We start from the raw sequence: 25,947 nt of genomic DNA, 5'->3' as shown, positions 1-25,947 counted from the left end.
CTTTTCTTTCTACTCTGTTCTCAATGCGTCCATCGGCTCAATCGAAGCGGCTCGTTTCGCCGGAATCAGCCCTGCCACGCCCGCGGCGACCCCAAGCACCGCCAGGGCTCCCAGCAGCACTCCAGCATCCACTTTGGTCACTTGATAGAGCTGCGACTTCACAAATCGCACGCAAGCCAACGCCACCGGAACCCCAATCGCCAGGCCCACCAGCGCCTGCACCAGCGCCCCGCGCAGAATCATTCCCACCACACCGGCCCGGTCCGCACCCAGCGCCATCCGGATTCCGATCTCCTGCGTCCTTCGCACAACGGTGAATGCGGTCACACCGTACAGCCCGATTGTTGCGAGCAACAGCGCCAGGCCGCCAAACATCATCGTCAACCGCGACAACATGCGCTCTTCTGTAAACCGGTCCGCAATCTGCTGATCGAAGGTCTGGAACTTCACCACCGTCAGGTTGGGATTGATCCCGGCCAAAGTTCTTCGCGCTGTCGACTCCATCTCACTCATCGGCCGCTCTGTCTCGATCACGATCGCACCGGTGTACAGGCTTCCATCCTTTTCGATCGGTCCCGCACTCGCCGGCCGTTGCATCGTCGGAATAAAGACCATCAGGTGATCCGTCCACCTCACACTTGTATAAGTCGTGTCTTCCACGACACCCACAATCTCGTAGTCGCTAGGATCATCCGAACCAATCCTTCTTCCGATCGGATTGCTGTCCCCAAAGAACTTCTTCGCAAATGCCAGATTGACCACCGCAACCGGCGGTGCCGTCGACGTGTCTCGGATACCAATACCACGCCCCATCAGCACCTTCGTCCCCACGGAATCGAAATACTCTGCATTTGCCCTTATGACCGAAGCACTATAGTTCACATGCGGTATTCCCTGCACGCTCCATCCCCAGCCGTTGTTGTTGTCCTCCATCGGCGTGTAGCTCGTCGTCCCTACCTTCACCACTCCGGGAACCGTATGGAATCGCTCCTCGATCTCACGAACCAGAGCCTCCAGCTGTTGAGGCTTGTAACCCGCCGCCTGCGGATTGATGTGCACGATGTACCGATTCCGCGAATCCAGCTTCATGTCGGTCGCTTCCAGCTTCCGCAGGCTCTGCGCAAACACTCCCGCTCCCACCAGAAGCACGAACGACAAACCCGCCTGCAGCATCACCAATGCCTTTTGCAGCTTCGTCGCTCCGCTCGTCGTCGTCCTCGCCCCGCTGCGCAGCACATCCGCTGGCTGCGCCTTCGCGGCCAGCCATGCTGGAGCTACACCGAACAGCACTCCCGTCAGCACGCTCAGGCCAAGAGCAAACCCGATCACCTCCCACGAGGGACTGGCCTCGATTGGCACACCCTGCTCTCCCGGGAACGCGAGCCTCAACAACATCCGCGTCCCGCCATAAGCCACCGCCAATCCCAGCAGTCCGCCCAGACCCGAGAGCAGCATGCTCTCTGTCAGCAGTTGGCGCACAATCCTCCCGCGCCCCGCTCCCATCGCCGACCGCAACGACATCTCCAGCTTGCGCGCCATGCCCCGCACCAGCAGCAGGTTCGCAATGTTCGCGCACGCCACCAGCAGCACCAGCCCCGCAATCCACGTCAGCAGCCGAAGATGCTCTCCATACGCAGCCTGCATCCATTGAATTCCGCCACCCGCCGGTGTCAGAACCACGTGCGTGTGTGCCAGTTTCGTCTTGCCTGCCGCTGATACAAAGTCAATCCGCGTCTTCTGTAGGGACTGTCGGAGCGCCCCGCCCAGCTTCTCCTGCAACGGCAGCATCGCCGTTCCCGGTTTCACTCTCCCAACGATGTAAAGCCAGTTCGTATCCGGGTCATGCACATACGACACGCCCATGATCTCCGTCATCGTCTCCATCGGCAGGTAATAATCCGGCGGAGTCGACACCAACCGGTCTCCATAAAATCCCTTCGGAGCCACCCCAACCACCGTCACCGGCTTTGTATTGATCCAGAACGTGCTCCCCATCACCTTCGGGTCTCCGGCAAAGTCCCGCTGCCACGCCGCATAGCTGATCACGGCCGTCATCGGTGCGCCCTTCTTATCGTCCGCATCGGTAAACAATCGACCCGCGTACGGCTTCAGCCCAAAGGTTCGGAAATAATTCCCCGAGACATACTCCCCCATCACCGACTTCGGCAGCGTCTCTGGTCCATCCCTCCTCACGGTTACAGGCCGGAAGGTAAACCCTGCCTGGATCGCCGCCAGCTCCTCGAACTCCGGCGCGCTCTTCTTCATGTCCTCATACACCTCGGTCGAAAACAGCGAGTAATCCCCGTCCTTCGCCCAGCCCGACCCGACACAACACGCCTCCGGATCGTCTCCCACCCGCACCAGCATCGCCGGATCCACCACCGGCAGACTCCGCAGCAGAACACTGTTCACTAACGTAAAAATCGCCGCATTGGCTCCAATCCCCAGGGCCAGCGTCAACAACACCGTGACAGTAAAAGCAGGAGTCTTCTTCAACTGCCGCAGAGCAAACCGCACATCCTGAGCAAGTGTGGTCATCGGAAAACCTCGCTGACGTTGATTGAACCTTCAGTACCAGACGTGCATTTCCACTGCCAGCGTCCCGCAAACATAACCCCAATAGTTTCAGTGCCTCCTCCGCACCAATCCTTTTCTCCGTGTCCGGAAACGGCCCCAACCGTCCAAACCCGGACAACTTCTTGGTCTATCCGGCTGCCGCATCTGTTCGCGAGCTGACTTCGGGCCTCCGTCAACCTACTGTTTTTGATCTCAAAGAATTTTCAACACGACTGGCGCTACGACGTGTGATCCTCCCAATCTACCCACTCAACGGGATAGTGCGAGAGATAGGCTTTTACCGCTTCACCAATGGTTGCGAAGAAGGTCTGCTCGCCGAAACGGGTGAAGAGACCAAAGCGCTTCAGCTTGTCCTTGACTGGGTCCTTCATCTCAGCAAAACACAACTCGATGCCGGCAGCGCGCAGGGTTTCGTCGAGTTCGCAGAGTGCATCCGCGGCAGTGACATCCACGCTGGTGACCGGTTCTGCCGCGACCACGAACCTCCGGACCGGCGTCGGTGAACTCGCAACAGCATCCAGGACACGTTCCTGGAATAGCTCGGCGTTCGCGAAGAACAGCGGCGCATCCCAACGGAACAACACGAGGCCAGGAATCAAGTGTGCCTCCGGATACCGGGTGACGTCGTGATAGCCCCTAACGCGCTCGACACGGCCGAGCACGGCCGAATGCGGGCGCCAGCCGTCCCAGAGAAACTCGATCACAGCAATCACGATCGCGAGGGCAATACCGCGGATGGCACCGAGCACTGCCACACCCGTGAAGCAGACCATCGAAAGCCAGAACTCCCATCGCTGGATGCGATAGATGCGGCGCAGGTCGGATACTTCAATCAAGCCGATGGCGGCGGCGATGACTACGGCAGCGAGAGCGGTGTGCGGCAAATACTGAAGAAGGTTGGGTGCGAACACCAGCAGGAGAGCGATGGCGAGTGCACCGACAACCCCTGTCAGTTGGGTTCTGGAACCCGCGGCCTCAGCTACGGGAGTACGAGAGGAACTACTGCTGATGGGGAATCCCTGAAAGAAGGCTGAAGCGAGGTTGGCGATGCCGAGGCCGACCATCTCCTGGTTGGGGTCGACGGATGTATGCAGGCGCGCCGCATAGGTTCGGGAGAGCACGCTCGTGTCTGCGAAGGAGACCAGTGCAACGGCAAGGCCACCGGTGAGAATCGGAAGCAGGTCGTCGATGCCGACGAGGGGGAGGCGTAGGTGGGGTAATCCGCGCGGCAGAGGACCGAGCACGGACACACCTGCATGGGTTTCGAGGTGGAAGGCTGCGACGACGACAGTAGCGGCAACGACGGCGATCAAAATTCCCGGGATGCGCGGCCGGCGCTTCAGCAACAGGATGAGAGTAAGCGTGCTGGCTCCGATGACGAGCGCCATGACGTTTGTGTCGCCTGCGAACACTTTTTCTACGATCCCCCAGGCCTGGCGAAGCGGTCCTTTGGCTTTGACCGAGAAACCGAAGAGCTTCGGGATCTGACTGAGCAGCACCGTCAACGCAATGCCATTCATGTAGCCGTAGCGAATCGGCTTCGAGAGCAAGTCGGTGATGAACCCCAGTCGGGCCAGGCCGACGGCGACGCACACGGTGCCAGAGACAATTGCCATCATTCCGGCAAGCGCGACCGCGCGTTGTGGATCGCCTGCCGAGAGCGGCAGCACAACGGTGAGGATGACGGGCGCAAGCGACGAGTCGGGGCCTAGTACGAGAATGCGGCTCGGACCAAATAGAGCGTATGCGAGCAGGGGCACGATCGTTGCGTAAAGGCCGTTGATACCTGGCACCCCGGATGCCTCGGCATACGCGATACCGACCGGCACCAGCATGGTCGTCATGACGACGCCGGCGACAAGATCGTGCCGCAGCCAAGGCAACTCATATCGGCGCAGAGTGCTAAGCCCAGGAAGCCAACGCATCCAGCCGGTTCGACTCCCTAGCGCTGCATGCCGCGTGATGCGGCCCGACTCTGTTGCGGGAGGAGGAAACGAGTTATTCATGGCTGCACAAGCTAAGAGCGAACACGCCACTCACCTCCTGCCTGGAATAGGAACGCCGTGCCAACCCGGGTACAAGCGAAAGTGATCGTTCGGACAAAAACAATCGCTGATTTTCAGTGGTCAGGAATATACACAAACTGGAGTGATTTTGTGCAATGACTCGAGAGTCCGCGTGTCAGTAACTACAACTCTCGATTCGTGCTCTCACGGCAAAACACTCATCGATAGGGAATGACCTGCTCCTACAAAGCCCTCTTCTCGTCATCGAATGGCCCAATCGATCTCTGCATCTCTAGTAACTTGAGGAGTGCCACAAGCTCACATTGAGATAGGAGACTGAAATGGGATTCGCGGAGTGGTTTGGACTCTCTGGCAAGCGGGCGCTGATCACCGGCGCAAGCCGCGGCCTTGGTCGCGAGATGGCGCTGGCGCTTGCCGAAGCAGGCGCAGACATCGTCATTACCGGTCGCACTCAGAACACACTGGACGATACGGCAGCTGAGATTCGCGCGTTGGGCCGTCAGGCGTGGACCATCAAGACCGACATGGCAATTCCAGAGGAGTGTCAGGCCGCCTGCGAGCGCATTCTCGAGGAGATCGGCCCGATCGATATTCTGGTGAACAATGTCGGCAATCGTGAGATCAACGTCGCCATTCAGGACGAATCTCTCGCAGCCTGGCGTTCCTCGATCGATCTCAATCTGACGAGCTGTTTTCTTTCCACGAAGATCATCGGCGCATCGATGATGGCACAAGGTCAAGGAGGCCGCATCATCAACATCGCCTCCATCAGCGCCCTGATTGCGAACCGGGGAATCGGCGGCCGCGACTATGAAACCAGCAAGGCTGCCGTCTTGCACTTCACCCGTTGCGCCGCCGTCGACTGGGCGCCGCACGGCATCACCGTAAACGCGATCTGTCCTGGACTGTTCATGACCGATGCGAATCGCGAGTGGAATCAAAAGCGCCCTGACATCATCGATGCCTTTGTCGTGAATGTTCCGATGAAGCGGGCAGGCAATCCGCCTGAGATTGGTCCACTGGCGGTCTACCTGGCCAGTCCGGCGGCCGCTTATGTGACGGGCGCTGCTTATGTCATCGACGGCGGGTACACGCTCTGGTAGGAGTGTCCCGAGAACCGAAAGAAATCGTCAAAGAGACATCAACACGAGGACAACCTCTTCAAACGGGTTGCGTCTTACTTTGAACGCACGGCATATGGGCAAATGCACATATGCCGGGTGTTAGGAGTCGCTATGGTAAAAAACCTAAACCACAGCTCGGCCTCTTCTCACGATGTGCTGGTGAAGGGCCACCAAATCGCCTATGGGATCAGCAACAGTCGTGGCAGCGGACACAGTCCGCCCTCCAAGGTTTAAGCCTCCCCGGTGATCCGCGCGAGGGCAGGGATTATGTCTTACATAGTCCTCGCATGTCGGAACTTGGGAGGCCGCTTCGTTATCGATTGCTGGGAGGAGTCCAATACCTCCCCGGTATGCGGCGCGAGAATGGTTCCCGCGTCTAAGGTTTATCGCTTGGCTGTATGAGGTTGCAGTTGTATACGAAGTTGCAGTTGTATTAGAGGAAGAGACCCGCCCCACCAAGAGGCGGGTCTCTTTCTGTCTAGGCATCCCTTTTGAATCACGAGGCACCAGAGAGGATGTCAAGGAATGCAGTTTATGCTTCTAGGTAGCCGGCCTCCGGGCTTGGCTGACATTGTCAACCCACCCCCGACACACAAATCAATACAAGTGCAACAAAATAAACAGCTTATAAACAAAAATAATCCGCAAAAAGTCGCCGATTCGCTCCACTGCATTCGATAAAATAGATTCATGGGAAAGAATACAGGACCGTAATCTATCTCATTCCAAATCAATACTTTGCAGATAAAGTATCTAAATGCAGGATCTTACACTGGAGGTCCGAAGCTAACCCATTTGGTTGGAAGACTTTGCACAAAAAGAGATAGGGGTAGGCAGGGTATCGGCTGGCGATGACCCATGCTAAAATAGAGCAAGTGCTTGCCGCCCCAACCGGAGCGGCCCGGCATCGCGACAGGCACATCGATGTGACGTGACTTCACCGTTGCAAGCGATCCGCGAAACCGAAAGAGCCAATCTCATACGCCGGAGCAAAGAGCGTCCGGCGAAAGGATCGTTTCATGCCGAAAGCAGGAATTCACCCGAAGTACGAGACCATCACCGTAAAGTGCGCCTGCGGGACGCACTTCGAAACCCGTTCTACCCACAAGGGCGACATCGTCCTTGAAATCTGCTCCGCCTGCCACCCCTTCTTTACCGGCAAGCAGAAGCTGGTCGATACCGCCGGACGCGTCGAGCGTTTCCGTCGCAAGTTCGCCCAGTCGGATGCAGGCAAGGCCGCCGCTGGCAAGTAAGCGGGGCGACGAATTAGCTATAAAGGCCTCCGCAGACGGAGGCCTTTATAGCGTCTTGAAATAGATTGTCCTGACGTAGATTGCCCTGGCAGCGGAGCCCTCAGAATGAATCTTCGCCAGCAGATCGCAGCAGACCTCGCGAAACGAATCTCCGGATGCACCTTAGGTGTCGATATGGGGCACGGGTGCCTCATGATCGACAACAAGATCTTCGCATTCACCCGGGCCGACGAAAGCGGAGCTCTTAAGCTGCCCGAAGCTCGCATCACCGAGCTGGTGAACGATGGCGAGATTCGTCACCTGGTCATGGGAAAGCGCACGATGCGCGAGTGGGTGGTCGTTCCCGATATCGCCGCGCCCGGAAACCTGCCCCTGCTGTTTGAAGCCAAAGCCTACGTCGCCTCACTCCCAAAACAGGAGCGACGCAGACCAAAGAAGAAGTCATCTAAAAAGGCAGTGAAGAAGACCTCAGCGAAAGCAGTCAAGAAAGCTACAAAGAAGGCAGCGAAGAAGAGATGAAGAAGCGCTACACGCTCGAGCAGAAGAAGTGGGATTCGCCCGCTGAACACGCGATGCCCGCGCACGCCCGCGTGCCAGCCAGCTTCACTATCGGCAACGTCACCATCGCTCCCGCGACGGTCCTCGCGCCCATGGCTGGCGTTACTGACACCGTCTTCCGCCGCTTCATCAAGAACGCGAGCCAGTTCACAACTCAAAACAGTGTCATCCTGAGCGGAGCGCGCAGCGCGGAGTCGAACGACCTGCGGTTCGACGACGCGGCCACCGCCATAGAAGCCGAGACCACGAACCAGCAGTCCGGCTGCGGCCTCATCATGACCGAGTTCACCTCAGCCGACGGCCTCTCGCGCATGCGCGAGACCAAGCGCAAGCGCTATCTGACCTACTACGACGACGAACATCCGATCTCGGCACAGCTCTTCGGCTCCAATCCCGAGACGCTGGCCGACTCCGCCCGCATCGTTCAGGACGCCGGCTTCGATCTCGTCGACCTGAACCTTGGCTGCCCGGCCAAGCGCGTCGTCGCCTGCAACGGAGGCTCCGGCCTGCTCAAGGACCTGCCCCAGATCGAGCGCATCTTCAAAGCGATCCGCTCCGCAGTGACAATTCCCTTCACCGTAAAGTTCCGCATGGGCTGGAACGACCATCACATCGTCTGCGTCGAGCTGGCAAAGCTCGCCGAAGACTGCGGCCTCAACGCCTGTGCCCTCCACGCCCGCACCCGCGAGGACGGCTACACCGGCCAGGCGCGATGGGAGTACATCGCCGCGGTCAAAGACGCCGTGCGCATCCCAGTCATCGGCAACGGCGACATCCGCACTCCAGAGGACGCCGCAGCGATGGTCGAGAAGACCCACTGCGACGCCGTGATGATCGGCCGCACCGCGCCATCGAATCCGTGGATCTTCCGTCAGATCGCGCAGTACACGTCGACAAAGGAAGCGACGGGCGTCGGCACCTACGATCATCCGACGAATGAAGACCGCTACCGTATGATTCGCACCTACTTCCAGATGCTGGTCGATGAGATCGCACTCGAAGAGGCGTCTGAAGCCGCCCGCGCCGAAGCGATCATCGCCGCCGGACAGATCGCCCGCGAGAAGCGCAACCGCGACGCCGTCGGCAAGATGAAGCAGTTCGCCGCATGGTTCACCCACGGCGTACCTGGAGGAGGAGCTCTGCGCAAGCAGATCTTCGAATCGAAAAATGGCAACGCTGTCATCGCAGCGGTCGAGCAGTTCTTTGAGTCGCAGCAGAATCTGCCCGCCGAGTTCGAGACCGACCCCGTGCAGAACGACGCTACGCTGCTGACGGAAGCCGCTTACTGCGACTAAGCGGTTTACCCGTACAGTCTGTAGTTATCCCCGGATCGTAGCCGCCATCCGTTCGATGGCACGATGCGCCGAAAGCACAGCGCCCTCCTGCCATGCCACCAGATGCGACAGGTAGTCGCCGGCAAACAACGTGCGCCCCTCCGGCTTGTCCAGTTGATCGTACGAGGCGCGGCTTGAGGGAAGAAAGTTCATTGCAAAGCATCCCAGCGAATAAGGAATCTTCTCCCAACTGATATAGATCGGCTTAGTAAGGAGCGAAGACTTGCCCGGATGCAGCTTGTCGACGGCCTGTCGTGAAGCGTCAAGCTTGCCCTCGCGCGACAGTGCGCCAAACTGCGTGAGCTCGCCTTTATCATCGCGCTCCGTGTTGAAGCCCGCGAGCAGAATCCCAGTGGGTGAGAAGAGCTTGTCCGACGGATACCAGACCAGATCGACCACCTGCTTAGGAAAGCTGATGCCTCCGTAGATGCGACACTCCTTCTCCCAAAAGCGCGGCGACTCCCATGCGATCTTGTAGAGCGCCATCATCGACATGCCGGTAAAGGCCTTCTGTGTCTCTGCCGTAAAGTTGTTCTTCGTCTTCGCCAGCACAGAGATTGGCATCGTACAGATACACCAGTCAGCCTTGATCGTCTTCGGCTCGCCATCCTTCGTGTAGGTCACGCTAACCGAATCGTTGCCCGTCACGATCTCTGTTACCGGAGCGTCGTAAACGATCGCATCACCGACTACCTTCGCGAATCCGTAGCCGATGCGGTCCATGCCTCCGACCGGCTGGAACATCGTTGCCTGCCAATCGATCTCTTCCTCATAAAACTCGCCCTTCGAGAAGTCCGCAGCCAGCAACTCGGTCAATTTCAACGGATCGTGCAATTGCATGCGGCTCGGCCCAGCTCCTCGCGGTGTGATGAACCCGGCACGCATGGTCCCGTTATATTTTCGGTTCTGATCCAGATCACCGAATTGTTCGAGAAAGGCCAGCATCCTGGACGCATCTTCCTTCGACAACTCCTGATCGAGTGCGTGCTGACTCACCGCCTTCGACAATAGCTCGGCAATGTATCCACGCGTGTCATGAACGACGCGCCGTTCTTCTACGGCCTTGCCGCCATTCAATACATCCGCCTGCATGAGCGCCGAACGCGAGCAGTTGATCTCGACTTCCAGCGGCACATTCAGCGCCTGACAATAATCCAGAAGGTGCGTGTGGTGTGATGGAATACGCGCTGGGCCGGCGTTCATGTAGTGACCCTCTTCCCACGTGCACTCCTGTTTCGTGCCATCGGTGAACTCCACCGTCGACCCTTTGCGCACCGACCATGAACGCCCACCCGGCCGATTCCGCGCCTCAAGAATCGTCACCGTAAACCCGGCCTTACGCAGCTCATAAGCCGAGACCAGGCCGGCGATTCCCGCGCCTAGAATCACAACCTTCCTGCCTTTGCCGAAGCTCGAAGGCAGGTCCGGCAGAGGTGATGCTCCCGCGGCAGGAATGAGCCCGAGGGCGTACATGGTCGAGTACGCAGCCGAGTATCCACCTAGCTGCGCGATACGTTGGATAAAAGCACGGCGAGTAAGGCTCATAGCGAACGCTCTCTCTCGTGGCTGAATTGGAAACGGGGTTCTGTCGTCAGTATCGGCGATTGTAATGCGGTCCGCAAGAGATAGAACGATGCTTCCGATGCATCGATCTCAACAAGGTGGCGAAGCAGCACCTTCATCGTGCCCTGATACTCATTTTTCTTTTCTGTACACCCGCACATAATCCACAAGCATGCTCTGCGGAAACATCGTCGTCTCATCCGGAGAGCCGGGCCACTCTCCTCCAACCGCAACATTCAGAATCAGAAAGAATGGGTGATCGTAGACCCACTTGGTTTCCGGCGGAAGATCCTTCGGGGTTCGCTCCACGATCAGCCTGTCATCCAGATAGAAGCGGATGCGCTCCGGCTCCCACTCGACGGCGTATACATGGAAGTCGGTGTTAACCCCCTCGCCCGCGGGAAGATTGTAAGGCTCGGAGATGCCCTTCGCACCGCTGTAGCCCGGTCCGTGCAGCGTGCTGTAGATACGCCCGGGCTCGCCGATGTTCTCCATCATGTCGATCTCGCCGCAAGCCGGCCAACGAACCTCGTCGTTATTTGCTCCCAGCATCCAGAAGGCAGGCCAGATGCCCTTTCCCAACGGAAGCTTCATCCGGGCTTCGAATCTTCCATAAGCCTGCGCGAACTGGCCTTTTGTAGTGAGCCGGGCAGAGGTATACGACCGGGTCACGCCATCGAGCCCGGTATATCTCTCGCGAATTGCGGTGATAACAAGGTTTCCACCTCGTTGCTGCGCATTCTCCAATCGGGATGTGTAGCTCTCGAGTTCCTTGTTGCCCCATCCATTGCCACCGGTATCGAAGTCCCACTTCGCGAGATCAGGCTGAGATCCATCCACGCCGTTGAATTCATCGCTCCACACCAGCTTCCATTGCCCTTGCGCTGGAGCTGCTACCGCGCGGAAGCTCCCTCCAAGAAGGAGCATTGCCATCATCCCCAACCATGCAACATTGCGCTTTATTTTCATTGCGCCCGCCTGAGAGTGAGATTCATCGTAGAAGCGATCGGTTTCAACTCGCGATCGAGCTGCCGAAGAGCCGCTCCATTCTCCACTCGGAGGGACCATACCGCAAGCAAAGCTCCGCAGACAGCCACGCGCATTCTTGACCTCCGAACCTGCACAGACATGCTACCGCCAACGGATCAAGCTCCATGACCAGGGATTGCAAAATCATGAAGGGTCGGTGCTTCGCTTGCGCCATATGGCCTTTGCCTTCTTCCGCCAGCGCTCGTCGAGCGCGACCAGCTCCCATTCGACCTTCGGTGAAAGATAACGCAGCACCACTTCCGTAGCGGGATGCACACGCAACGCCGGTGCGACCAGATAGAGCTTCGGTGGAAGCTGCGAGAGAACAATGCCGCCAAAGTAGCCGGCGCGCTGTAGCTCTCCCAGACCTCCAGCCTCAGAACGCAGATGATGCCAGCGCACACGGATCCAATAATCAAGCCCCTGCAGTGCAAGATGCAGATCTTCGTCTGCCTTCAACTCAATCACGGCCAGACGGCCGTCACGCAATACACCAAGCAGATCCAGCATGCCACGATCTCCGGCGACAAAGGCAGGCACCTGCGTATAAACATGGCCAGGGTCGAGATGCGCATCCAACGGCTCAAGATTCTGGCGAAGAATGCTCTCGAGCCAGCGTTCCGGCTGCATGCGGTAGAGCGCATCGCGCCGGTCACCTTCGGCATGCCTGCGTTCGAAGAGCTTTGCCACCAGTTCACGCAAAGTCCCTTCGGTGTCGGCAGTAAGAGGAGTTTCGCTGGGTCCGGCGCCGAAGGTGATCTCTTCCTGCACGTTGAAAGAATTTCCCGCATAGCCGGAGCGGATTCGAGCAAACTCAAGGCCATGGAGCAGAAAGGCCATCTCCGCTCCGCTCGAGACTATCCCTTCGACCTGTGGTCGCATCGGTTCGGGTACAAGCGACATCACTCGCGCAGCAGCGGCGGAAAAACGCTCGCGAACGGCCTCGCGATTGGGAGCATGGATCAGGCGAGTGGTGACGTTTCCTGTATCGGCGGCCTCGCGCTGCTCGAGCTCCTCGGTGCCCCCATCCAGCTCCCAAAGCTCCCACTGTGCACCGCGATCGTTCAGCCACGCCAGACGCGACGCCGTCAGCGTTCCTGATCCTCTCGGAACAATCACCTTGAGGCCCTGCCAGACACGACGACCGTCGCCGGTCGAGCGGCAATGCTCGAGCCAAAGGATCCCTATGGTCAGGATGCCATCGATGGTGGCCTGCGCCTCTTCAGGGTTGACCGCGATGACGGCCCATGCTCGCTGTCCCTGCACAAGCGACCCGCGAGCGTAGGCGGGGCCAAAGCTCTTTTCTAGGTCCATCGCGGCGCGCAGTCCGTCCGGTTTCCATTCCGTAAATGTTCGCGTAAGCACGCGCTCGAGCACGCGAAGAAATTTCACTCTCGTCGCCTCGCGCGTGGAGGGTGTCCTCCGGTCACGATCCGCAGCAATCTCAAGCGTCTGCGGTTTTGTCTGTCCGAAACGCAAAACGGAGACGCGCAAAACGCCATTGCGCTCCTCTATCGCCGTCACCTTGCGAACAACGTTTGCATCCTCGCTCCACAACTGGAGCGTGCAGCGACCATGCTCGCTCGAGAGGCGATACTTCGCCGAGTGCATCTCGAAGAGGACACGCCCCTCCTCAAGCACTGCAGCCCGTGGGAAACGGGCCAGGAAATCTTCGATCGCAGCCGAAATCTTCTCCGGCGGTTGCGCCTCAACGGGCTTGCTTGCCCTGCCGGAGGAACCGGCTCCTGCTCCGCGAGTGAAAGGCATAGCCGAACGCTACCACACGTCAGAGCTGCATTTGGAAGTGAAAATCGGTGATGCGAAGACCCTGACGAAAGTAGAAGGCATGGGCCTGCTGACGGTGGGTTCCCGAGTCGAGCGAAAAGGTTTCGCAATTCTCTGTGCGAGCGAGGCTGACCAGCCACACGATCATCTGCTCGCCGAAACCGCGCGAGCGCATGGCCTCGTCGGTCACGAGATCGTCGACGTACAACGTTCTTCCGCTCCAGAGCACACTCATGATGCGAAATCCCGCCAATGCCGCGACCGCGCCATCGTGTTCCAAAAAAGCGAGCCGATACCCTTCCCGTCGCTGCTGTTCAACGCGCTCCACGAACTCCTGCGCTGTGAGCTTCGGCCGGAGCTGGTGCATTACCGGAAAACAGCGGGCAATCTGCTCGCTGCTCTCCGCAAGCTGAATCGACGCCACGGAACCTACCACTCTTCACTGGCGCGCACGTGAGTAATGTGGGCGACGTGATGACGGGAGTGCCAGGCATACATCAGAGTCGCGACATCGAGCCTGGTTTCGCCGCTCTCCGGGTGGCGATAGCCGCGTATCCACTGCTCCTCCGTCAACGATTGCAGGAGCATGACCCAGCGGGCGTGAAGGCTCTCAATGATTTCCAGCGACCATTCCACCGGAGCAGTGGAATCATGGAGCGTGGCCCAGGACTTCTCGTCATAGGGCTTGATCGTGGGCCAGTTCTCGGTCAAAGCCATGCGCATGCGGATGAAGGCGTTCATGTGGCTGTCCGCAATATGATGGACCAGCTGACGCACGGTCCATCCTCCTGTGCGATAGGGTGTGTTCAGCTGTGCCGAGCCCAGTCCCTCGACGGCATTGCGCAGCTGCTCCGGCAACTCGGCGAGGGTGGCAATTGCGTTCAGCCGTTCTTCCGGCAAAATCGTCTCGGGGCATTCGAACTTGCCGATGGGGTAGCGCGGGTCTGCCAGCGTGACGCTCATCCTGTTCTCCTCATTCTCTCTCTAAAAAAGCTAGCATAGCTAGGTTAGTTACTCTGAAGAAAAGAGATGTGATGCGGCGGATTCTTTCCACAATTGTGATCGGCCTTGTGGCCGTCAGTATTTTCTCGCAGGCACAGGCAAGCCCTTCCTCTAAGGAAGCACGCCCTAATTCCGCGCAGCATCTTGGTTTCGACCGTAATCTCTATCCGGGAGACGCCGCCCTCTCCAGGTTGCGAAGAACATTCGCCTTCGCTGGCTACTGGTTAAACCATCCTCCGGGCGAGGCGATCAATACCTGGCAGGGCAAGCGCGAGGTCTTACTGCGCAACGACTTCGGGTTTCTTGTGCTCTTCAATGGCAGAGTAGATCGAGAGATCCTCCACCCCCAGCGCAAAGGCACAGATCCCGCTGCATTGGGAAGACACGACGCCGCAGCCGCAATCTCCGCCGCACAGCGCGAACACTTTCCCGCCGGAACGATCCTCTTTCTCGATCAGGAAGAAGGCGGCCGTCTCCTCCCGGAGCAGTCCGGGTATCTGCTCGCATGGACTGAAGCCATCGCAGCCTCAATCTACAAATCCGGCGTATATCTAAGCGGTCAGCCTGTGAACGATTCGCCGGGAAAGACCATCACGACAGCCGAAGATCTGCGTCAACAGATAGCAACCAGACATCTTCATCCCGTCAGTCTCTTCGTCTACCAGGACGCCTGTCCTCCTTCAAACGGATGCACCGCGACGCCTCCACCCATCTCCGCAGCAGGAATCTCCGATATAGCTGCGTGGCAGTACGCGCAGTCGCCGCGAAGACCGGAGATCACTCACGCCTGCGCGAAGACCTACGCCGCCGACAACAATTGCTATGCGCCAGGCGTTCCCGGGATCTTTCTGGACATGAACCTCGCCATCTCTGACGATCCCTCGCACGGGCGATGAATGCACCGTTCTCACGGGAACAAAATTAGATCCTGTGGCGGCGTTGCTGCCAACGCCTTAAGCCGCTCTTGCAGATTCGAAGCATGGATTTCCAGCTTGTGTCCGTCAGGATCAAGAAAGTAAAACGACTCTCCTGGACTTCGATTCACCTGCCAACATTGCGCGCCTGCTGCCTTTAACTTCTCTACCGCGGTCGCGAAATCTGCCTCTTCGACGGTAAAAGCGATATGCGTGTACTCAGGAAGGCTTTCACTTCGTGTTGCCTCATCTACGTTGAGGCAGATCCAATCCTCACCTGCCTCCAGATACGCTCCTCTACGCCACCTTGCTCTCGGACGCAATCCCAGGACCTCTGCGTAGAACCGGAACGAGACCTCGAGATCTCGTACTGCCAGCGTAATGTGATTGACGCCTTTAATCATTTCGTCATTATTACCGTCTTCTATCCGGAACGATACACTCCTCTCGAGAGGTCCCAGCTATGCTGGCTCGAACTTTTGCTGCGTTCGCTTTCGTGCCATTGTTCTCCTTATCGCAGGCACAGACTCCTGCGCCTGCTCAGCAATCCACTCTCAGCGCTCGGTCCACTCTCGTCCTTGTCCCTGCACTGGTACGCAAGAAGAGTGGCGAGCTTGTCTACACGCTCTCTGCAGAGGACTTTAACCTGACGGATGATGGTGTTCCGCAAAAACTCATCCTCGAACAGGACACTGGAGGCGAACCTCTCGCCCTCGTCGTCATTCTTGAGATTGGAGGCGCTGGAGCCCGCGAGTTTAATAAATTCGCTTCCATTGCTCCTCCCATGTCTCCCATGCTCGAATCCATCATCGGGAACGTCCCTCACAAGGTTGCGGTTGTCACCTTTGACAGTCAGCCGGCCCTGCTTCAGGACTTCACCACCGATATCGACACAGCTGCAAGCGCTCTCGAAACTCTGGCACCCGGATGCACACGCCAACATCACCTTGAAAACTGCGCCTCACCTTTGGCCGTCCATAATGTTCCCTTAGGCGATAACGGCGCCGCCATCCTCGACAGCATCGGGTTCGCTGTCGATCTTCTGCGAAAACAGCCTCTCGAGTATCGCCGCGCAATTCTCTTGATCAGTGAAACGTCGGATCGCGGAAGCCATACCAGTATTGACGACGCCATCCGTGCTGTCAGCGACACCAACACCACCATCTACAGCATCGGCTTCTCAACCGGAAAATCCGAGGCGGCGCACTACGCTTCTCGGGAGCTTCCCACGCAACCCGGCGCGCTCTGGATGGAGAATCATCACCCCAACCCTCCACATGGTTGCATGGGCAAAGACCCGAATCCCGATCCCGACGCCACCCACAACAAAGCAATCCAGGCCTACGACTGCGCTACGCAGCTGCTGCCGCCTCTCGCTCTCGCCAAGATGGCAGCTATCCTTGCGGCCGATGGTCTCAAACGCAACGTTCCTGAAACCGTCGCGAATCTTACCGGCGGAGAGTATTTCAAACTGACCAACGCCAAAAATCTTGAGCACGATCTGGCAACGATCTCCAATCACATCCCGAACCGCTACATCCTCAGCTTCCAGCCGCAATCACCCCACACCGGTCTGCATGCTCTCGACCTGCAGCTCAAAAGCTATCCCGACCTGCGCATCACGGCTAGGAGCGGCTACTGGGCCGATCCCAGTCAGTAGAAGGTCACTTACTGCTTTGCTACAGGGAGTGAGACCCGGAACTCCGTCTGTCCCGCCTTCGAGACAAATTCGATGATGCCATTGTTGTGCTGCACCAGCCTCCGGGCAATATCCAATCCCAACCCCGTCCCCTGCCCCATTGCCTTCGTGGTAAAGAAGGGATCAAAGATGCGCGATTGAATCTCCATAGGAATCCCGGCGCCGTTATCGACGATCCGTACCACTACGCGGCCACCCTCGCCTCGCACGCTCACCGTAACCTGTCCGTTCTCGGGAGCTGCATCCAACGCGTTATCAATCAGAATTCCCCATATCTGGTTCAGTTCCGCGGCGAAGCCATTCACCTGCGGCAGACCCTCTTCAATATCCAGTGCCACCGAGATCGTTTTTTGCGTCGCCTTGGAATGCAACACGGTCACCGCATCTGCCAGTCCCCTGCCTGGATCGAGCAGATCAGCCGCAATTCCCTGATCCATATGGGTAAATCCCTTAATCGCGATCACCAGGCTTGAGATCCTCGTCGAACAGCCTTGAATCTCTGCTGCCAAACTACGTACCGCACACCCAGCTGCCGTCCACCGCAGTACCGAATTCAGCGCCGGTCCGGGCACAGTCCGCGCAAGAACATTCAAATCGTCGAGCGTGACCTCCGTCTCCGCAAGCACTGGCGCGATGGCCCCATCCAGTCGATGCTCCGCAAGCCACTCGGCGATCGCATCTTCCCGGTCGATCTGTTCGAGCGGGGACCGCGAGATCGCCGATCGCTTCGCTATGCACGAAGCCCGTATCGCATCTACCGCCGCAAGTTGCTCGTCCGTAAGATGAGCGGCCTTAAGAAGGCGAGCAGCATTCTCCGAATCCTCCAGCCTGTCGGTCAGCAGACACACGCTCCGTTCAATGGCCGCTGCCGGATTGTTCAACTCATGAGCCAGGCCCGCCGACAGTTTACCCAGCGAGATCATCTTCTCGTCATGCAGTTCGTTCGAGGTAAAAAATCGTGTCCGATCCAGCATGCGGTGCACCAGGATCGAGGTAATCTCAAAACACTCCCGGGTCAGTTCCCGCAGGCGATCTCGATGCAGGACCACCATTTCCAGGGGTTCCTGGACGATAGAATTCGCGGGGGCGTTCCCCAGTCGGGAAAACGGCAGCATGCCTGTCACATCCCCAGCGCCCCACTCCGCGATCTTGCTTGGTCCGCCGCCGCGATCGGCCAACAGTGCCAACCGTCCCGACAGGATGACATACATGCCTTCGACTGGCTCTCCCTTATGCGAAATCATCTCGCCCACCGCAAATCTGCGAAACTCGCTGTGTTCGGCCAGCCACATCAGTTCTTCCCGCGGCACCGCGCCCAGCGTCTTATGCTGTGTCAGCCGTTCTATCAGCTCCATTGCAATCACAGCGTCTAATCCCTTCAGCCGAGGCTGTTTCTCCCGGTAAAGGTAACAGATTCCTTCCGGGAGCCTGTCAAAAAGACCATAATGAGCCCCCCATTGCCGCAACCTGCCGGCTTCCCTATCATCAAACTAAGATGACGACTCCTGCTCCCGACCATAAGCGATACTTCACCGACAAGCTGGGCGTTTCCGAGCGCCTTATTGAGCGCTGCCTCGCCGAAGCGCTCTCCGCCGGGGGCGACTACGCCGATCTCTACTTCGAGTCGGTCACCTCCACCTCGCTCGGCATCGACGAATCTCTGGTCAAGACTGCCTCCCAGGGAGTCAGTCTGGGCTGCGGAGTCCGCGTTCTCTCCGGCGAGCGCACCGGATACGCTTACACCGACGATCTCTCCACCGACGCTCTTCTCAAGGCCGCCCGCACCGCCGCCCTCATCGCCTCCGGCCCCGCCAAGGAGCTCATGCAGGGCTTCCGCCACACCTCCGGCGACTCGCTCTATCCCATCACTGGCGCCACCGCCGACGCTGAAATCTCCGCCAAGCTTTCCCTCATCCAGCGCGCCGACGCCGCGGCCCGCGCCTACGACCCGCGCATCACTCAGGTCCGCGCCAGCTTCTCCGACGAGCTCCGCCGCATCCTCGTCGCCGCATCCGACGGCACCTACGCCTCTGACACCCAGCCGCTCTCGCGCCTGAACGTCTTCGTCATCGCCAAGGACGCAGCCGGCAACGATGGCGCCGGAAGCACCGCACGCGGCTCCTCCGGTGGCGGCGGCCGCATCACGATGGACTTCTTCGAGGGTGACAAGTCTCCGGAACATTACGCGAATGAGGCAGCCCGCACCGCCATCCTGCAGCTTAGCGCCATCGACGCCCCTGCCGGTGAGATGGAGGTCGTCCTCGGCCCCGGCTGGCCCGGGGTCCTGCTCCACGAAGCCGTAGGTCACGGCCTCGAGGCTGACTTCAACCGCAAGAAGACCTCCGCCTTCGCCGGCCTCATCGGTCAGCAGGTCGCATCCAGCAAAGTCACCGTTGTGGATAACGGCCGCATGCCCAATCGCCGCGGCTCCATCAACGTCGACGACGAGGGCAACCCAACGCAGGAGAACGTTCTCATCGAGAACGGCATCCTCAAGGGCTACCTCTCCGACAAGCTCTCTTCACGCCTGATGGGAACCCCCAATACCGGCTCCGGCCGCCGCGAGAGCTATCACCACATCCCCATGCCGCGCATGACCAACACCTACATGCTCAACGGCGATGACATGCCCGAAGACATCATCAAGTCGGTCAAACGCGGCCTCTACGCGGTCAACTTCGGCGGAGGCCAGGTCGACATCACCAACGGCAAGTTCGTCTTCTCAGCCAGCGAAGCCTACCTGATCGAAGACGGCAAGGTGACCAGCCCAGTCAAAGGCGCAACCCTGATCGGCAACGGCCCCGAAGCCCTCAAGTACGTCTCCATGGTCGGCAACGACCTCGCTCTTGACGAAGGCATCGGAACCTGCGGCAAATCCGGCCAGTCCGTCCCCGTAGGCGTCGGCATGCCCACCATCAAACTCGACAAGATGACCGTAGGCGGCACGAGTTAGGTGACTATCGAAGACGAAGTCTTCGATTTCGTTGCAGCACAACGCGGAATGAAACGCGAGAAATTGAAGCTTTCAGACCGGCTTCTTGTTGATCTAGGCATGGATGGTGATGATGCCGTTGAATTCTTTGAGAAGTTTGAAAAGAAGTTCGAAGTGAACCTGACTTATCTTCAGGAACATTGGAGCGAATACTTCGGCCCTGAAGGAATTGCTGGCTCAGGGCCATTGTTATTCGGCATCCTAGCGATGATCCCTGCATGGATACTCCGAATTGTCTTTCATCTTTCTTTGTGGATTGTTGTTGTTCTTGGACTGGCCACTATGGTGGCCGCAATGTCTGTAGTCGGCTCAATTAACAACCGACGCGAACAAGAGAATCCAACATCCAGACAAATATTGATCGCCGACCTTATCGACTCAGTCCGACAAAAGTCTTTTGTCTCGCTAAATACGGGTTTATCCATTAGCTCATATTTTCTGCCGGGTGTCGGATGGAAGGCATGCTTGGGAATAGTCCCGCTTGGCATGACCCGCCTCACTTAAGGGCACAGCTTAAGCCGTGCCGTAGAAAGCTCGTCGCGGGAGCGGCGCACCGCTCTGCCGAAGGCCGGAGTGAAGTCCGAAGGACGAAGCGACTTAATCATCATCATCCTTGATCAAGCCCCCGAAACCACCCCAAGCTGCTGCATCAACCCCATGGTATCCATCAAGATTCGGCTGTCGGTCATCCATCCATCTACAACCCGATCGATAACCACGCCCTTCACGCTCACACCCCGGCCCGTTGCTGGAATCCCTAGAAACTCCCCCTTCTGCGTTCCCGTCCACGTAAACCGAGTGACCACTTTGTCGCCGCTGGCAATCGTCTCTTCCGCCTTCCAGTGCATATCCGGAAACGCCGTGCGCAGCCCCTTCACTACCTCAACCAGGCCCTCACGTCCCTGCCGCTGCCCCGGCAGCGGATCCAGCTCAACAAAGTCTTCGGCGACAATCTCGTCGGCGACCTCAAACCGACCCTGATTCAGAACTTCTTCGAGAAATCTTCCCACCACCATAACGTTCGTTGCCTCAGACACGTACTCGTTCTCCTGCATTCGGAAATAGGAAGCTCACGCATCATACACATCTTCACGGTCCCCATAAACTTCGCAAACGGTACAATCTCCTCCAAAACCGGAGGCAAGCATGCCCTCTCGACTTCTCCTCTTGCTCCTGAGCCTTCTCCCCCTTCACGCGCAGGAGCAGCACGACCACCCCGCTCCCGAGAAGCTCGGCACGGTCTCCTTCCCCATCACCTGCTCCGCCTCCGTGCAGCAGCCGTTCAATCGTGCAGTAGCTCTGCTCCACTCCTTCGCCTACACCGAAGCCCGCGTCGCTTTCCAGAACATCGCCCGCACCGACCCCACCTGTGCCATGGCCCACTGGGGCGTCGCCATGAGCTACTACCATCCGCTTTGGGAAACCCTTTCGCCCCGCGCGATCGCACCCGGTCACGCCGAGATCGCGCAGGCGCTCCAGCTAAAAACCGGCTCGCAACGCGAGCTGGACTTCATCCACGCCCTCTCTTTCATCTATACCGACGCGCAGACCGTCCCCTATAGCACCCGCGCCGTCCAATACGAAAAAGCCATGAGTCAGCTCGCCCAGGCCAATCGCTCCGACGCAGAATCGCAGATCTTCTACGCCCTCGCACTTCTCGGAACCGCTCTTCCCACCGACAAGACCCACGCCAACCAGAAGAAGGCCGTCGCCATCCTCGAACCTCTCAACCGCGCCTACCCCGACCACCCCGGCATCACCCATTACCTCATCCACGGCTGCGACAACGCTGAGATGGCCGCACAAGGCCTCGCCTCTGCCCGCGCCTACGCGCAGATCGCACCCTCCGCGCCGCATGCGCTGCACATGCCCTCACACATCTTCACCCGGCTCGGCTTGTGGGACGACTCCATCGAGTCCAACCTTGCCGCGAGAAAAGCCGCACACCAACAGGGCGACACAGGCGAAGAGCTGCACGCCATGGACTATCTCGTCTACGCCTATCTTCAGAGAGGACGCGACAAAGACGCACTTGAAGTCATCCAGCAACTCAACGACATGCCGAACTTGAACATGCGCGATTTCAAGATAGGGTATGCCGCGACCGCGATGCCGATTCGTTCCATCGTGGAGCGAAGTCAATGGTCCAAAGCCGTGGCCATCGTCCCGCCGGCAGAAGCCCCTCCTCACGTAATCGCAATCGCAGTTTGGGCACGCGGCCTCGGGCTGGCTCACCAAGGGCACACCGCCCAAGCCCGCGAGCAGATCCATAGATTGCAGGAGCTCGAACAGCAGCTCCATGCAGCGGACAACAGTTATTGGGCGACCCAGGTAGAAGTTCTAAGGCGCGAAGTCATGGCATGGTCTGCCCAGGCAGAAAACAAACCCCAGGAAGCTGCAACCCTAATGCGGGAAGCTGCCGACACGGAAGACTCAGTCGAGAAACTTCCGGTGACCCCCGGGCCGATTCTTCCGGCCCGGGAACAACTCGGCTCATTGCTCCTTGAACAGAGCAACCCCAACCTGGCGCTGAAGGAGTTTGAACTCGATCTCGCAAACGCTCCAGGCCGCTACGCCGCGATGCAGGGCTCAGTCCATGCGACGGAGCTCATGCGCCGGAAATAAGATTCGGAAATCCTGTCAGAACAATTGCGCCTTACCGCGGATCAATCAATCCTAACTTTTTAGAAACGCCAACAGGGCGGCATTGACCGTCTCCGCCTGCGTTGTGGGCATGCCATGCGGGAAGTCTTTATACGTAATCAGGGTCCCATTCTTCAGCAACTTCGCCGACAACGGCCCGGCAGCGACATAAGGAACGATCTGGTCGTCTTCGCTATGCATCACCAACACAGGAATGGTGATCTTCTTGAGGTCTTCAGTGAAGTCGGTCTGCGAGAAAGCGACAATGCCGTCATAGTGTGCCTTGGCTCCGCCCATCATGCCCTGACGCCACCAGTTTTCAATGGTGGCCTCAGACGACTTCACACCCGGACGGTTGAAGCCATAAAAAGGCCCGGTCGGCAGATCGCGATAGAACTGCGAACGATTGGCTGCGAGTTGCGCCTGCAGGTCATCGAACACCGACTTGGGCAGGCCGAGCGGATTGGCTGCCGTCTTCAACATCAACGGAGGAACTGCGCTGATCAGCGCGGCCTTGGACGCTCCCTTTTCTCCGTGACGTGCCAGATAGTGCACGACCTCGCCGCCGCCGGTCGAGTGGCCTATATGGATGGCGTCCTTCAGCCCGAGATGAGCTATTAGCGCAGCCAGGTCATCGGCGTAATGATCCATATCGTGACCATCGGCGGTCTGGGTGGAGCGCCCATGTCCTCGACGGTCGTGCGCGATCACACGATAGCCATGCTGCAGGAAGAACAGCATCTGCGCGTCCCAGTCATCAGCCGACAGAGGCCATCCATGGCTGAACACAATCGGCTGACCTGAACCCCAGTCCTTGTAGAAGATCTCAACGCCGTCCTTGGTTGTGATAGTGGGCATATGGGCTCCTTGATCTAGGCGAGATAGAGAAAGTGCGCCAATTAAATCACACTTGCATGAATCAGAACGCCGCCCCACACGAAAAGTAGAGCGAGGCTAAAAAGCCTCGCTCTATGACAAATGACCTGAGCAATCACGCTAGTCGTTGAGATTTAAAGTCACCAGCGCATTATCCACGACCTTCTCCCACCGCGGATCAGTCGAAGCGGCTCCGTATTCGTCGTGCCAGTTCCACCACTTGTAGGGTACGGTTTGGGGGTATCCCTCCGGCGAATCCTCCCACTCCTCCTGACGCCCCAGTGGAGTCAGGTCGAGATAGTTCCACACGCTTCCCATCGCCTCGTCACCGCGGTTGTTGATGAAGTACGTGCGGAAGATGCGGTCGTCGTTGTCACGGAAAAAGACGTTGTGGCCATGCCACTCGTCCACGCCGAAGTCCTTATCGAAGTCGCTCGCGATGGTGTACCACGGCATCTTCCACTCCATCCGCGCCTTCAGACGCTCGATGTCTGCCTGCGGCGCGCGCGATGCGTATGCCAGCGTGGTGTCGCGCGTATTCAAATGCGAGAGGTGCGAGACCTGATCTGCGCCCAGAGAGCAGCCGCGGCACGCGTGCTCCGGCCAGCCGAACACTCCGGGTTCAAAAAAGGCGCGGTAAACAATCAGCTGACGTCGCCCTTCGAATAAGTCGAGCAGTCTCACCTTGCCCTGAGGCCCTTCGAACTCGTACTCCTTCTCTACGGTCACCCACGGCATTCGCCGGCGCTCCGCGGCCAGCGCATCACGCGAGCGGGTAAAGGCCTTCTCTTTCTCGAGCATCTGTTGACGCGCAGCCTCCCACTCACCGGGCGACACGACCGGCGGCGTCTTCATCTTCACCTGGGGCTCATTGTTCTTGTCCATGTCTCTCTCCTTGTTCGTGGTTGTTATTGGTTGTCGCTTCCTGGTTTCTGTCGCGGAGCCTCTTCACGGTCACTGCCGAAATACCGCCCGTCGAGGTGATGCCCGCAGCGATCCAGGCCACAGTTGCGAGACAGAGCGGACACATGCCTACCTCCCGCTGCCGCGCTTCTCGGCAGCCACGCGAATACGGGTGATCAGCTCTGTCCAGCCGGAATCCACTCCACGTTCCGCTTCACCTATCCAGCCCATCGCCCGATGCACAAACCGGACGCGCGTCAATCCGTTCTCCTCCGTCAGACGATATTGAATATTCGAGACAGCAGGATTCGACATGAACAACGGACCGCTAATCTCCAGCAGCGACGGCGCTTTGATCGCCTGGACCAGGCCCCAGAAGTGTCCCGTGTTGTTCCCGAGATCGCGGAACCAGCGCCCGCCCGGCCACGCCTCCAGCTTCATCGGCATCGGCTTCTCCGGTGTCGAGTTCAAAGGCCCCATCTGCTCCAGAATCGTCTCGAACACAATGTCGATCGGAGCCGCAATCTCTTCGTCTTTCACTATCTCGAACGCCTGAACTACCTGTTCCTGAATCGTGGCTGCCATTACTCCTCCTTGGTTGAAGTTCCGTCGCTTGAAATCATCCGTTCCAGAGCCTTGCGCTCCGCTCGTACCTTGATCTGACTCAGCTGATGCGTCCAATACCGCTCGAACGTCTTCACCCAGTCATGCACCGGTTTCAGCTCTGCCGCATTCAACCGGTACATCCGGTGCTGTCCGCGCTTAATCACGGACACCACGCCAACCTCGCGCAACACCTTAAGATGCTTCGAAACGGCCGGTTGAGGCATCCGCAATCGCAGCACCACCTCGCCCACCGCGTACTCCTTGCCGTCCGCCAGCACACCAATTACCTCGCGCCGTCGCGGCTCAGCGATTGCGTTGAAGACGTCTGCCGTTGTTGCTGCTCGTGCCATGTTTTGAAATATATGCTTATATAGGAATATGTCAAGCCGAGACCAAAATCTATGAAATTCGCGAACCCTCGCAAATTAAACCTGTTGTCAGTTTTTGATACCGAAGTGAGCCCAGAGCCTAAAACAAAGGCCTCGTGATAAAGCTAATGGATGCATATTCCAGGCTCCTGGATCCTGCTCCTCTTCATCGTCCTTATGGCGGCAGTTGCACTCGTTCTGCTGCATCTCACCGAGGCAGGGCATCTCCTCCACCAGAAAATCCCTGACCGGCCCCATCGCCGTCTGCTCCTCGCCTCCATCTCGTTCTTCATCACATTTCTAGCGGCCCGCCTGCTCGTCTTCTCAATCCAGCATCACGTCGGGCCATTCGGCTACGTGGTCGTCGGCGGAAGACATATCCACCATCTCGTCTGGGGAATCCTCCTGCTTCTGCTCAGCGGCTATGCCACGCTTGCGGAAGCAGGAACAGGAGACACTCCCGGCTCCATCTTCTTTAGCCGGCTGCTCTCCATCGCCTATGGCGCAGGTGCTGCGCTTACTCTCGACGAGTTCGCCCTTTGGCTCAACCTCGATCCGGCCGCCTACTGGTCTTCCCAGGACCGCGAGAGCATTGATGCCATCGTCCTGTTCGGCGCACTCCTGGCTGTCGGAACCTGGGGCGCCCCCCTGCTGGGCAAAGCCTCGAAGAGGCCGTCCTAGACCGGGCATCGCT

Annotated in this window: 25 protein-coding genes; 11 read left to right on the top strand and 14 right to left on the bottom strand. The window is 58.5% G+C overall.

Annotated features, from left to right (window positions below; genetic code table 11):
* Positions 1-9 precede the first annotated feature (9 nt).
* Together AC5S26_RS08225 and AC5S26_RS08220 are read right to left on the bottom strand one after the other, a co-directional pair.
* On the bottom strand, positions 10-2,538 hold the full coding sequence (locus AC5S26_RS08225) for an ABC transporter permease (RefSeq protein WP_494184363.1): 2,529 nt from the start codon (positions 2,536-2,538) through the stop codon (positions 10-12).
* A 257-nt stretch (positions 2,539-2,795) separates the two neighbouring features.
* Positions 2,796-4,502: a SulP family inorganic anion transporter gene (locus tag AC5S26_RS08220; protein WP_494184362.1), complete on the bottom strand. Its 1,707-nt coding sequence runs from the start codon at positions 4,500-4,502 to the stop codon at positions 2,796-2,798.
* Positions 4,503-4,924: 422 nt separating this feature from the next.
* Between AC5S26_RS08220 and AC5S26_RS08215 the strand changes: the two genes are divergently transcribed.
* The 5 genes from AC5S26_RS08215 to AC5S26_RS08195 all read left to right on the top strand — a co-directional run bounded on the left by AC5S26_RS08215 (position 4,925) and on the right by AC5S26_RS08195 (position 8,834).
* On the top strand, positions 4,925-5,707 hold the full coding sequence (locus AC5S26_RS08215) for an SDR family NAD(P)-dependent oxidoreductase (RefSeq protein ID WP_494184361.1): 783 nt from the start codon (positions 4,925-4,927) through the stop codon (positions 5,705-5,707).
* Between the two features lie 132 nt (positions 5,708-5,839).
* Complete coding sequence (locus AC5S26_RS08210; protein ID WP_494184360.1) at positions 5,840-5,962, top strand: hypothetical protein; 123 nt, start codon at positions 5,840-5,842, stop codon at positions 5,960-5,962.
* Positions 5,963-6,747: 785 nt separating this feature from the next.
* Positions 6,748-6,981 carry a 50S ribosomal protein L31 gene (gene rpmE / locus AC5S26_RS08205; RefSeq protein ID WP_494184359.1) on the top strand — a complete coding sequence of 78 codons (234 nt, stop codon included), beginning with the start codon at positions 6,748-6,750 and terminating at the stop codon, positions 6,979-6,981.
* Between the two features lie 105 nt (positions 6,982-7,086).
* Positions 7,087-7,500 carry a hypothetical protein gene (locus AC5S26_RS08200; RefSeq protein WP_494184358.1) on the top strand — a complete coding sequence of 138 codons (414 nt, stop codon included), beginning with the start codon at positions 7,087-7,089 and terminating at the stop codon, positions 7,498-7,500.
* Positions 7,497-8,834: a tRNA dihydrouridine synthase gene (locus AC5S26_RS08195; RefSeq protein WP_494184357.1), complete on the top strand. Its 1,338-nt coding sequence runs from the start codon at positions 7,497-7,499 to the stop codon at positions 8,832-8,834. The genes AC5S26_RS08200 and AC5S26_RS08195 overlap by 4 nt, the downstream gene beginning before the upstream one ends.
* Positions 8,835-8,858: 24 nt before the next feature.
* On the opposite strand, the gene AC5S26_RS08190 is transcribed toward AC5S26_RS08195, so the two are convergent.
* The 5 genes from AC5S26_RS08190 to AC5S26_RS08170 all read right to left on the bottom strand — a co-directional run bounded on the left by AC5S26_RS08190 (position 8,859) and on the right by AC5S26_RS08170 (position 14,213).
* A complete protein-coding gene (locus AC5S26_RS08190) occupies positions 8,859-10,418 on the bottom strand; it encodes a flavin monoamine oxidase family protein (protein WP_494184356.1) in 1,560 nt (519 codons plus the stop codon).
* A 150-nt stretch (positions 10,419-10,568) separates the two neighbouring features.
* A complete protein-coding gene (locus AC5S26_RS08185; protein WP_494184355.1) occupies positions 10,569-11,405 on the bottom strand; it encodes a glycoside hydrolase family 16 protein in 837 nt (278 codons plus the stop codon).
* Between the two features lie 204 nt (positions 11,406-11,609).
* Positions 11,610-13,232, bottom strand: coding sequence for a hypothetical protein (locus AC5S26_RS08180; RefSeq protein WP_494184354.1), 1,623 nt, complete (start codon positions 13,230-13,232; stop codon positions 11,610-11,612).
* Positions 13,233-13,251: 19 nt separating this feature from the next.
* Entirely contained in the window at positions 13,252-13,674 is a 423-nt protein-coding gene (locus tag AC5S26_RS08175) for a GNAT family N-acetyltransferase (RefSeq protein WP_494184353.1), read from the bottom strand.
* Positions 13,675-13,679: 5 nt separating this feature from the next.
* Positions 13,680-14,213, bottom strand: a complete 534-nt coding sequence (locus AC5S26_RS08170; RefSeq protein WP_494184352.1) for a YfiT family bacillithiol transferase — start codon at positions 14,211-14,213, stop codon at positions 13,680-13,682.
* A 71-nt stretch (positions 14,214-14,284) separates the two neighbouring features.
* Here AC5S26_RS08170 and AC5S26_RS08165 point away from each other — a divergent pair, with 71 nt between their 5' ends.
* Complete coding sequence (locus AC5S26_RS08165; protein WP_494184351.1) at positions 14,285-15,148, top strand: glycoside hydrolase domain-containing protein; 864 nt, start codon at positions 14,285-14,287, stop codon at positions 15,146-15,148.
* Positions 15,149-15,159: 11 nt separating this feature from the next.
* Here the strand turns inward: AC5S26_RS08165 and AC5S26_RS08160 are convergent, their stop codons facing one another.
* Positions 15,160-15,570, bottom strand: coding sequence for a fosfomycin resistance glutathione transferase (locus tag AC5S26_RS08160; RefSeq protein ID WP_494184350.1), 411 nt, complete (start codon positions 15,568-15,570; stop codon positions 15,160-15,162).
* A gap of 59 nt (positions 15,571-15,629) precedes the next feature.
* Here AC5S26_RS08160 and AC5S26_RS08155 point away from each other — a divergent pair, with 59 nt between their 5' ends.
* Positions 15,630-16,826, top strand: coding sequence for a VWA domain-containing protein (locus AC5S26_RS08155; RefSeq protein ID WP_494184349.1), 1,197 nt, complete (start codon positions 15,630-15,632; stop codon positions 16,824-16,826).
* Positions 16,827-16,834: 8 nt separating this feature from the next.
* On the opposite strand, the gene AC5S26_RS08150 is transcribed toward AC5S26_RS08155, so the two are convergent.
* A complete protein-coding gene (locus AC5S26_RS08150; protein ID WP_494184623.1) occupies positions 16,835-18,220 on the bottom strand; it encodes a sensor histidine kinase in 1,386 nt (461 codons plus the stop codon).
* A gap of 140 nt (positions 18,221-18,360) precedes the next feature.
* Between AC5S26_RS08150 and tldD the strand changes: the two genes are divergently transcribed.
* Entirely contained in the window at positions 18,361-19,818 is a 1,458-nt protein-coding gene (gene tldD, locus AC5S26_RS08145; RefSeq protein WP_494184348.1) for a metalloprotease TldD, read from the top strand.
* A complete protein-coding gene (locus tag AC5S26_RS08140) occupies positions 19,819-20,361 on the top strand; it encodes a DUF1493 family protein (RefSeq protein WP_494184347.1) in 543 nt (180 codons plus the stop codon).
* A 113-nt stretch (positions 20,362-20,474) separates the two neighbouring features.
* Here AC5S26_RS08140 and AC5S26_RS08135 read toward each other — a convergent pair whose 3' ends face one another.
* Entirely contained in the window at positions 20,475-20,894 is a 420-nt protein-coding gene (locus AC5S26_RS08135) for an ester cyclase (protein ID WP_494184346.1), read from the bottom strand.
* 109 nt (positions 20,895-21,003) lie between these two features.
* Here AC5S26_RS08135 and AC5S26_RS08130 point away from each other — a divergent pair, with 109 nt between their 5' ends.
* A complete protein-coding gene (locus tag AC5S26_RS08130) occupies positions 21,004-22,482 on the top strand; it encodes a hypothetical protein (RefSeq protein ID WP_494184345.1) in 1,479 nt (492 codons plus the stop codon).
* Positions 22,483-22,533: 51 nt separating this feature from the next.
* On the opposite strand, the gene AC5S26_RS08125 is transcribed toward AC5S26_RS08130, so the two are convergent.
* The 4 genes from AC5S26_RS08125 to AC5S26_RS08110 all read right to left on the bottom strand — a co-directional run bounded on the left by AC5S26_RS08125 (position 22,534) and on the right by AC5S26_RS08110 (position 25,235).
* Entirely contained in the window at positions 22,534-23,358 is an 825-nt protein-coding gene (locus tag AC5S26_RS08125; RefSeq protein ID WP_494184344.1) for an alpha/beta fold hydrolase, read from the bottom strand.
* Between the two features lie 138 nt (positions 23,359-23,496).
* Entirely contained in the window at positions 23,497-24,261 is a 765-nt protein-coding gene (locus AC5S26_RS08120) for a DUF899 domain-containing protein (protein ID WP_494184343.1), read from the bottom strand.
* Between the two features lie 147 nt (positions 24,262-24,408).
* On the bottom strand, positions 24,409-24,864 hold the full coding sequence (locus AC5S26_RS08115) for an SRPBCC family protein (RefSeq protein ID WP_494184342.1): 456 nt from the start codon (positions 24,862-24,864) through the stop codon (positions 24,409-24,411).
* On the bottom strand, positions 24,864-25,235 hold the full coding sequence (locus tag AC5S26_RS08110) for an ArsR/SmtB family transcription factor (RefSeq protein ID WP_494184341.1): 372 nt from the start codon (positions 25,233-25,235) through the stop codon (positions 24,864-24,866). The genes AC5S26_RS08115 and AC5S26_RS08110 overlap by 1 nt, the downstream gene beginning before the upstream one ends.
* 150 nt (positions 25,236-25,385) lie before the next feature.
* Here AC5S26_RS08110 and AC5S26_RS08105 point away from each other — a divergent pair, with 150 nt between their 5' ends.
* On the top strand, positions 25,386-25,934 hold the full coding sequence (locus tag AC5S26_RS08105; protein ID WP_494184340.1) for a hypothetical protein: 549 nt from the start codon (positions 25,386-25,388) through the stop codon (positions 25,932-25,934).
* The last annotated feature ends 13 nt before the right edge of the window (positions 25,935-25,947 follow it).

The organism is Edaphobacter sp. FHG110511_03, from assembly GCF_059115365.1.
The sequence above is the reverse complement of the archived record's forward strand: the minus strand, read 5'-3'. Positions and strand labels throughout refer to the sequence as shown.

Bases quoted from the DNA above. Each gene is read 5' to 3' on its own strand.
- AC5S26_RS08190 (WP_494184356.1), bottom strand. From the start codon at position 10,418: ATGAGCCTTACTCGCCGTGCTTTTATCCAACGTATCGCGCAGCTAGGT.
- rpmE (WP_494184359.1), top strand. From the start codon at position 6,748: ATGCCGAAAGCAGGAATTCACCCGAAGTACGAGACCATCACCGTAAAG.
- AC5S26_RS08115 (WP_494184342.1), bottom strand. From the start codon at position 24,864: ATGGCAGCCACGATTCAGGAACAGGTAGTTCAGGCGTTCGAGATAGTG.
- AC5S26_RS08105 (WP_494184340.1), top strand. From the start codon at position 25,386: ATGCATATTCCAGGCTCCTGGATCCTGCTCCTCTTCATCGTCCTTATG.
- AC5S26_RS08200 (WP_494184358.1), top strand. From the start codon at position 7,087: ATGAATCTTCGCCAGCAGATCGCAGCAGACCTCGCGAAACGAATCTCC.
- AC5S26_RS08180 (WP_494184354.1), bottom strand. From the start codon at position 13,232: ATGCCTTTCACTCGCGGAGCAGGAGCCGGTTCCTCCGGCAGGGCAAGC.
- AC5S26_RS08215 (WP_494184361.1), top strand. From the start codon at position 4,925: ATGGGATTCGCGGAGTGGTTTGGACTCTCTGGCAAGCGGGCGCTGATC.
- AC5S26_RS08220 (WP_494184362.1), bottom strand. From the start codon at position 4,502: ATGCGTTGGCTTCCTGGGCTTAGCACTCTGCGCCGATATGAGTTGCCT.
- AC5S26_RS08120 (WP_494184343.1), bottom strand. From the start codon at position 24,261: ATGGACAAGAACAATGAGCCCCAGGTGAAGATGAAGACGCCGCCGGTC.
- AC5S26_RS08195 (WP_494184357.1), top strand. From the start codon at position 7,497: ATGAAGAAGCGCTACACGCTCGAGCAGAAGAAGTGGGATTCGCCCGCT.
- AC5S26_RS08210 (WP_494184360.1), top strand. From the start codon at position 5,840: ATGGTAAAAAACCTAAACCACAGCTCGGCCTCTTCTCACGATGTGCTG.
- AC5S26_RS08125 (WP_494184344.1), bottom strand. From the start codon at position 23,358: ATGCCCACTATCACAACCAAGGACGGCGTTGAGATCTTCTACAAGGAC.
- AC5S26_RS08130 (WP_494184345.1), top strand. From the start codon at position 21,004: ATGCCCTCTCGACTTCTCCTCTTGCTCCTGAGCCTTCTCCCCCTTCAC.
- AC5S26_RS08185 (WP_494184355.1), bottom strand. From the start codon at position 11,405: ATGAAAATAAAGCGCAATGTTGCATGGTTGGGGATGATGGCAATGCTC.
- AC5S26_RS08110 (WP_494184341.1), bottom strand. From the start codon at position 25,235: ATGGCACGAGCAGCAACAACGGCAGACGTCTTCAACGCAATCGCTGAG.
- AC5S26_RS08150 (WP_494184623.1), bottom strand. From the start codon at position 18,220: ATGGAGCTGATAGAACGGCTGACACAGCATAAGACGCTGGGCGCGGTG.
- AC5S26_RS08155 (WP_494184349.1), top strand. From the start codon at position 15,630: ATGCTGGCTCGAACTTTTGCTGCGTTCGCTTTCGTGCCATTGTTCTCC.
- AC5S26_RS08225 (WP_494184363.1), bottom strand. From the start codon at position 2,538: ATGACCACACTTGCTCAGGATGTGCGGTTTGCTCTGCGGCAGTTGAAG.
- AC5S26_RS08160 (WP_494184350.1), bottom strand. From the start codon at position 15,570: ATGATTAAAGGCGTCAATCACATTACGCTGGCAGTACGAGATCTCGAG.
- tldD (WP_494184348.1), top strand. From the start codon at position 18,361: ATGACGACTCCTGCTCCCGACCATAAGCGATACTTCACCGACAAGCTG.
- AC5S26_RS08170 (WP_494184352.1), bottom strand. From the start codon at position 14,213: ATGAGCGTCACGCTGGCAGACCCGCGCTACCCCATCGGCAAGTTCGAA.
- AC5S26_RS08165 (WP_494184351.1), top strand. From the start codon at position 14,285: ATGCGGCGGATTCTTTCCACAATTGTGATCGGCCTTGTGGCCGTCAGT.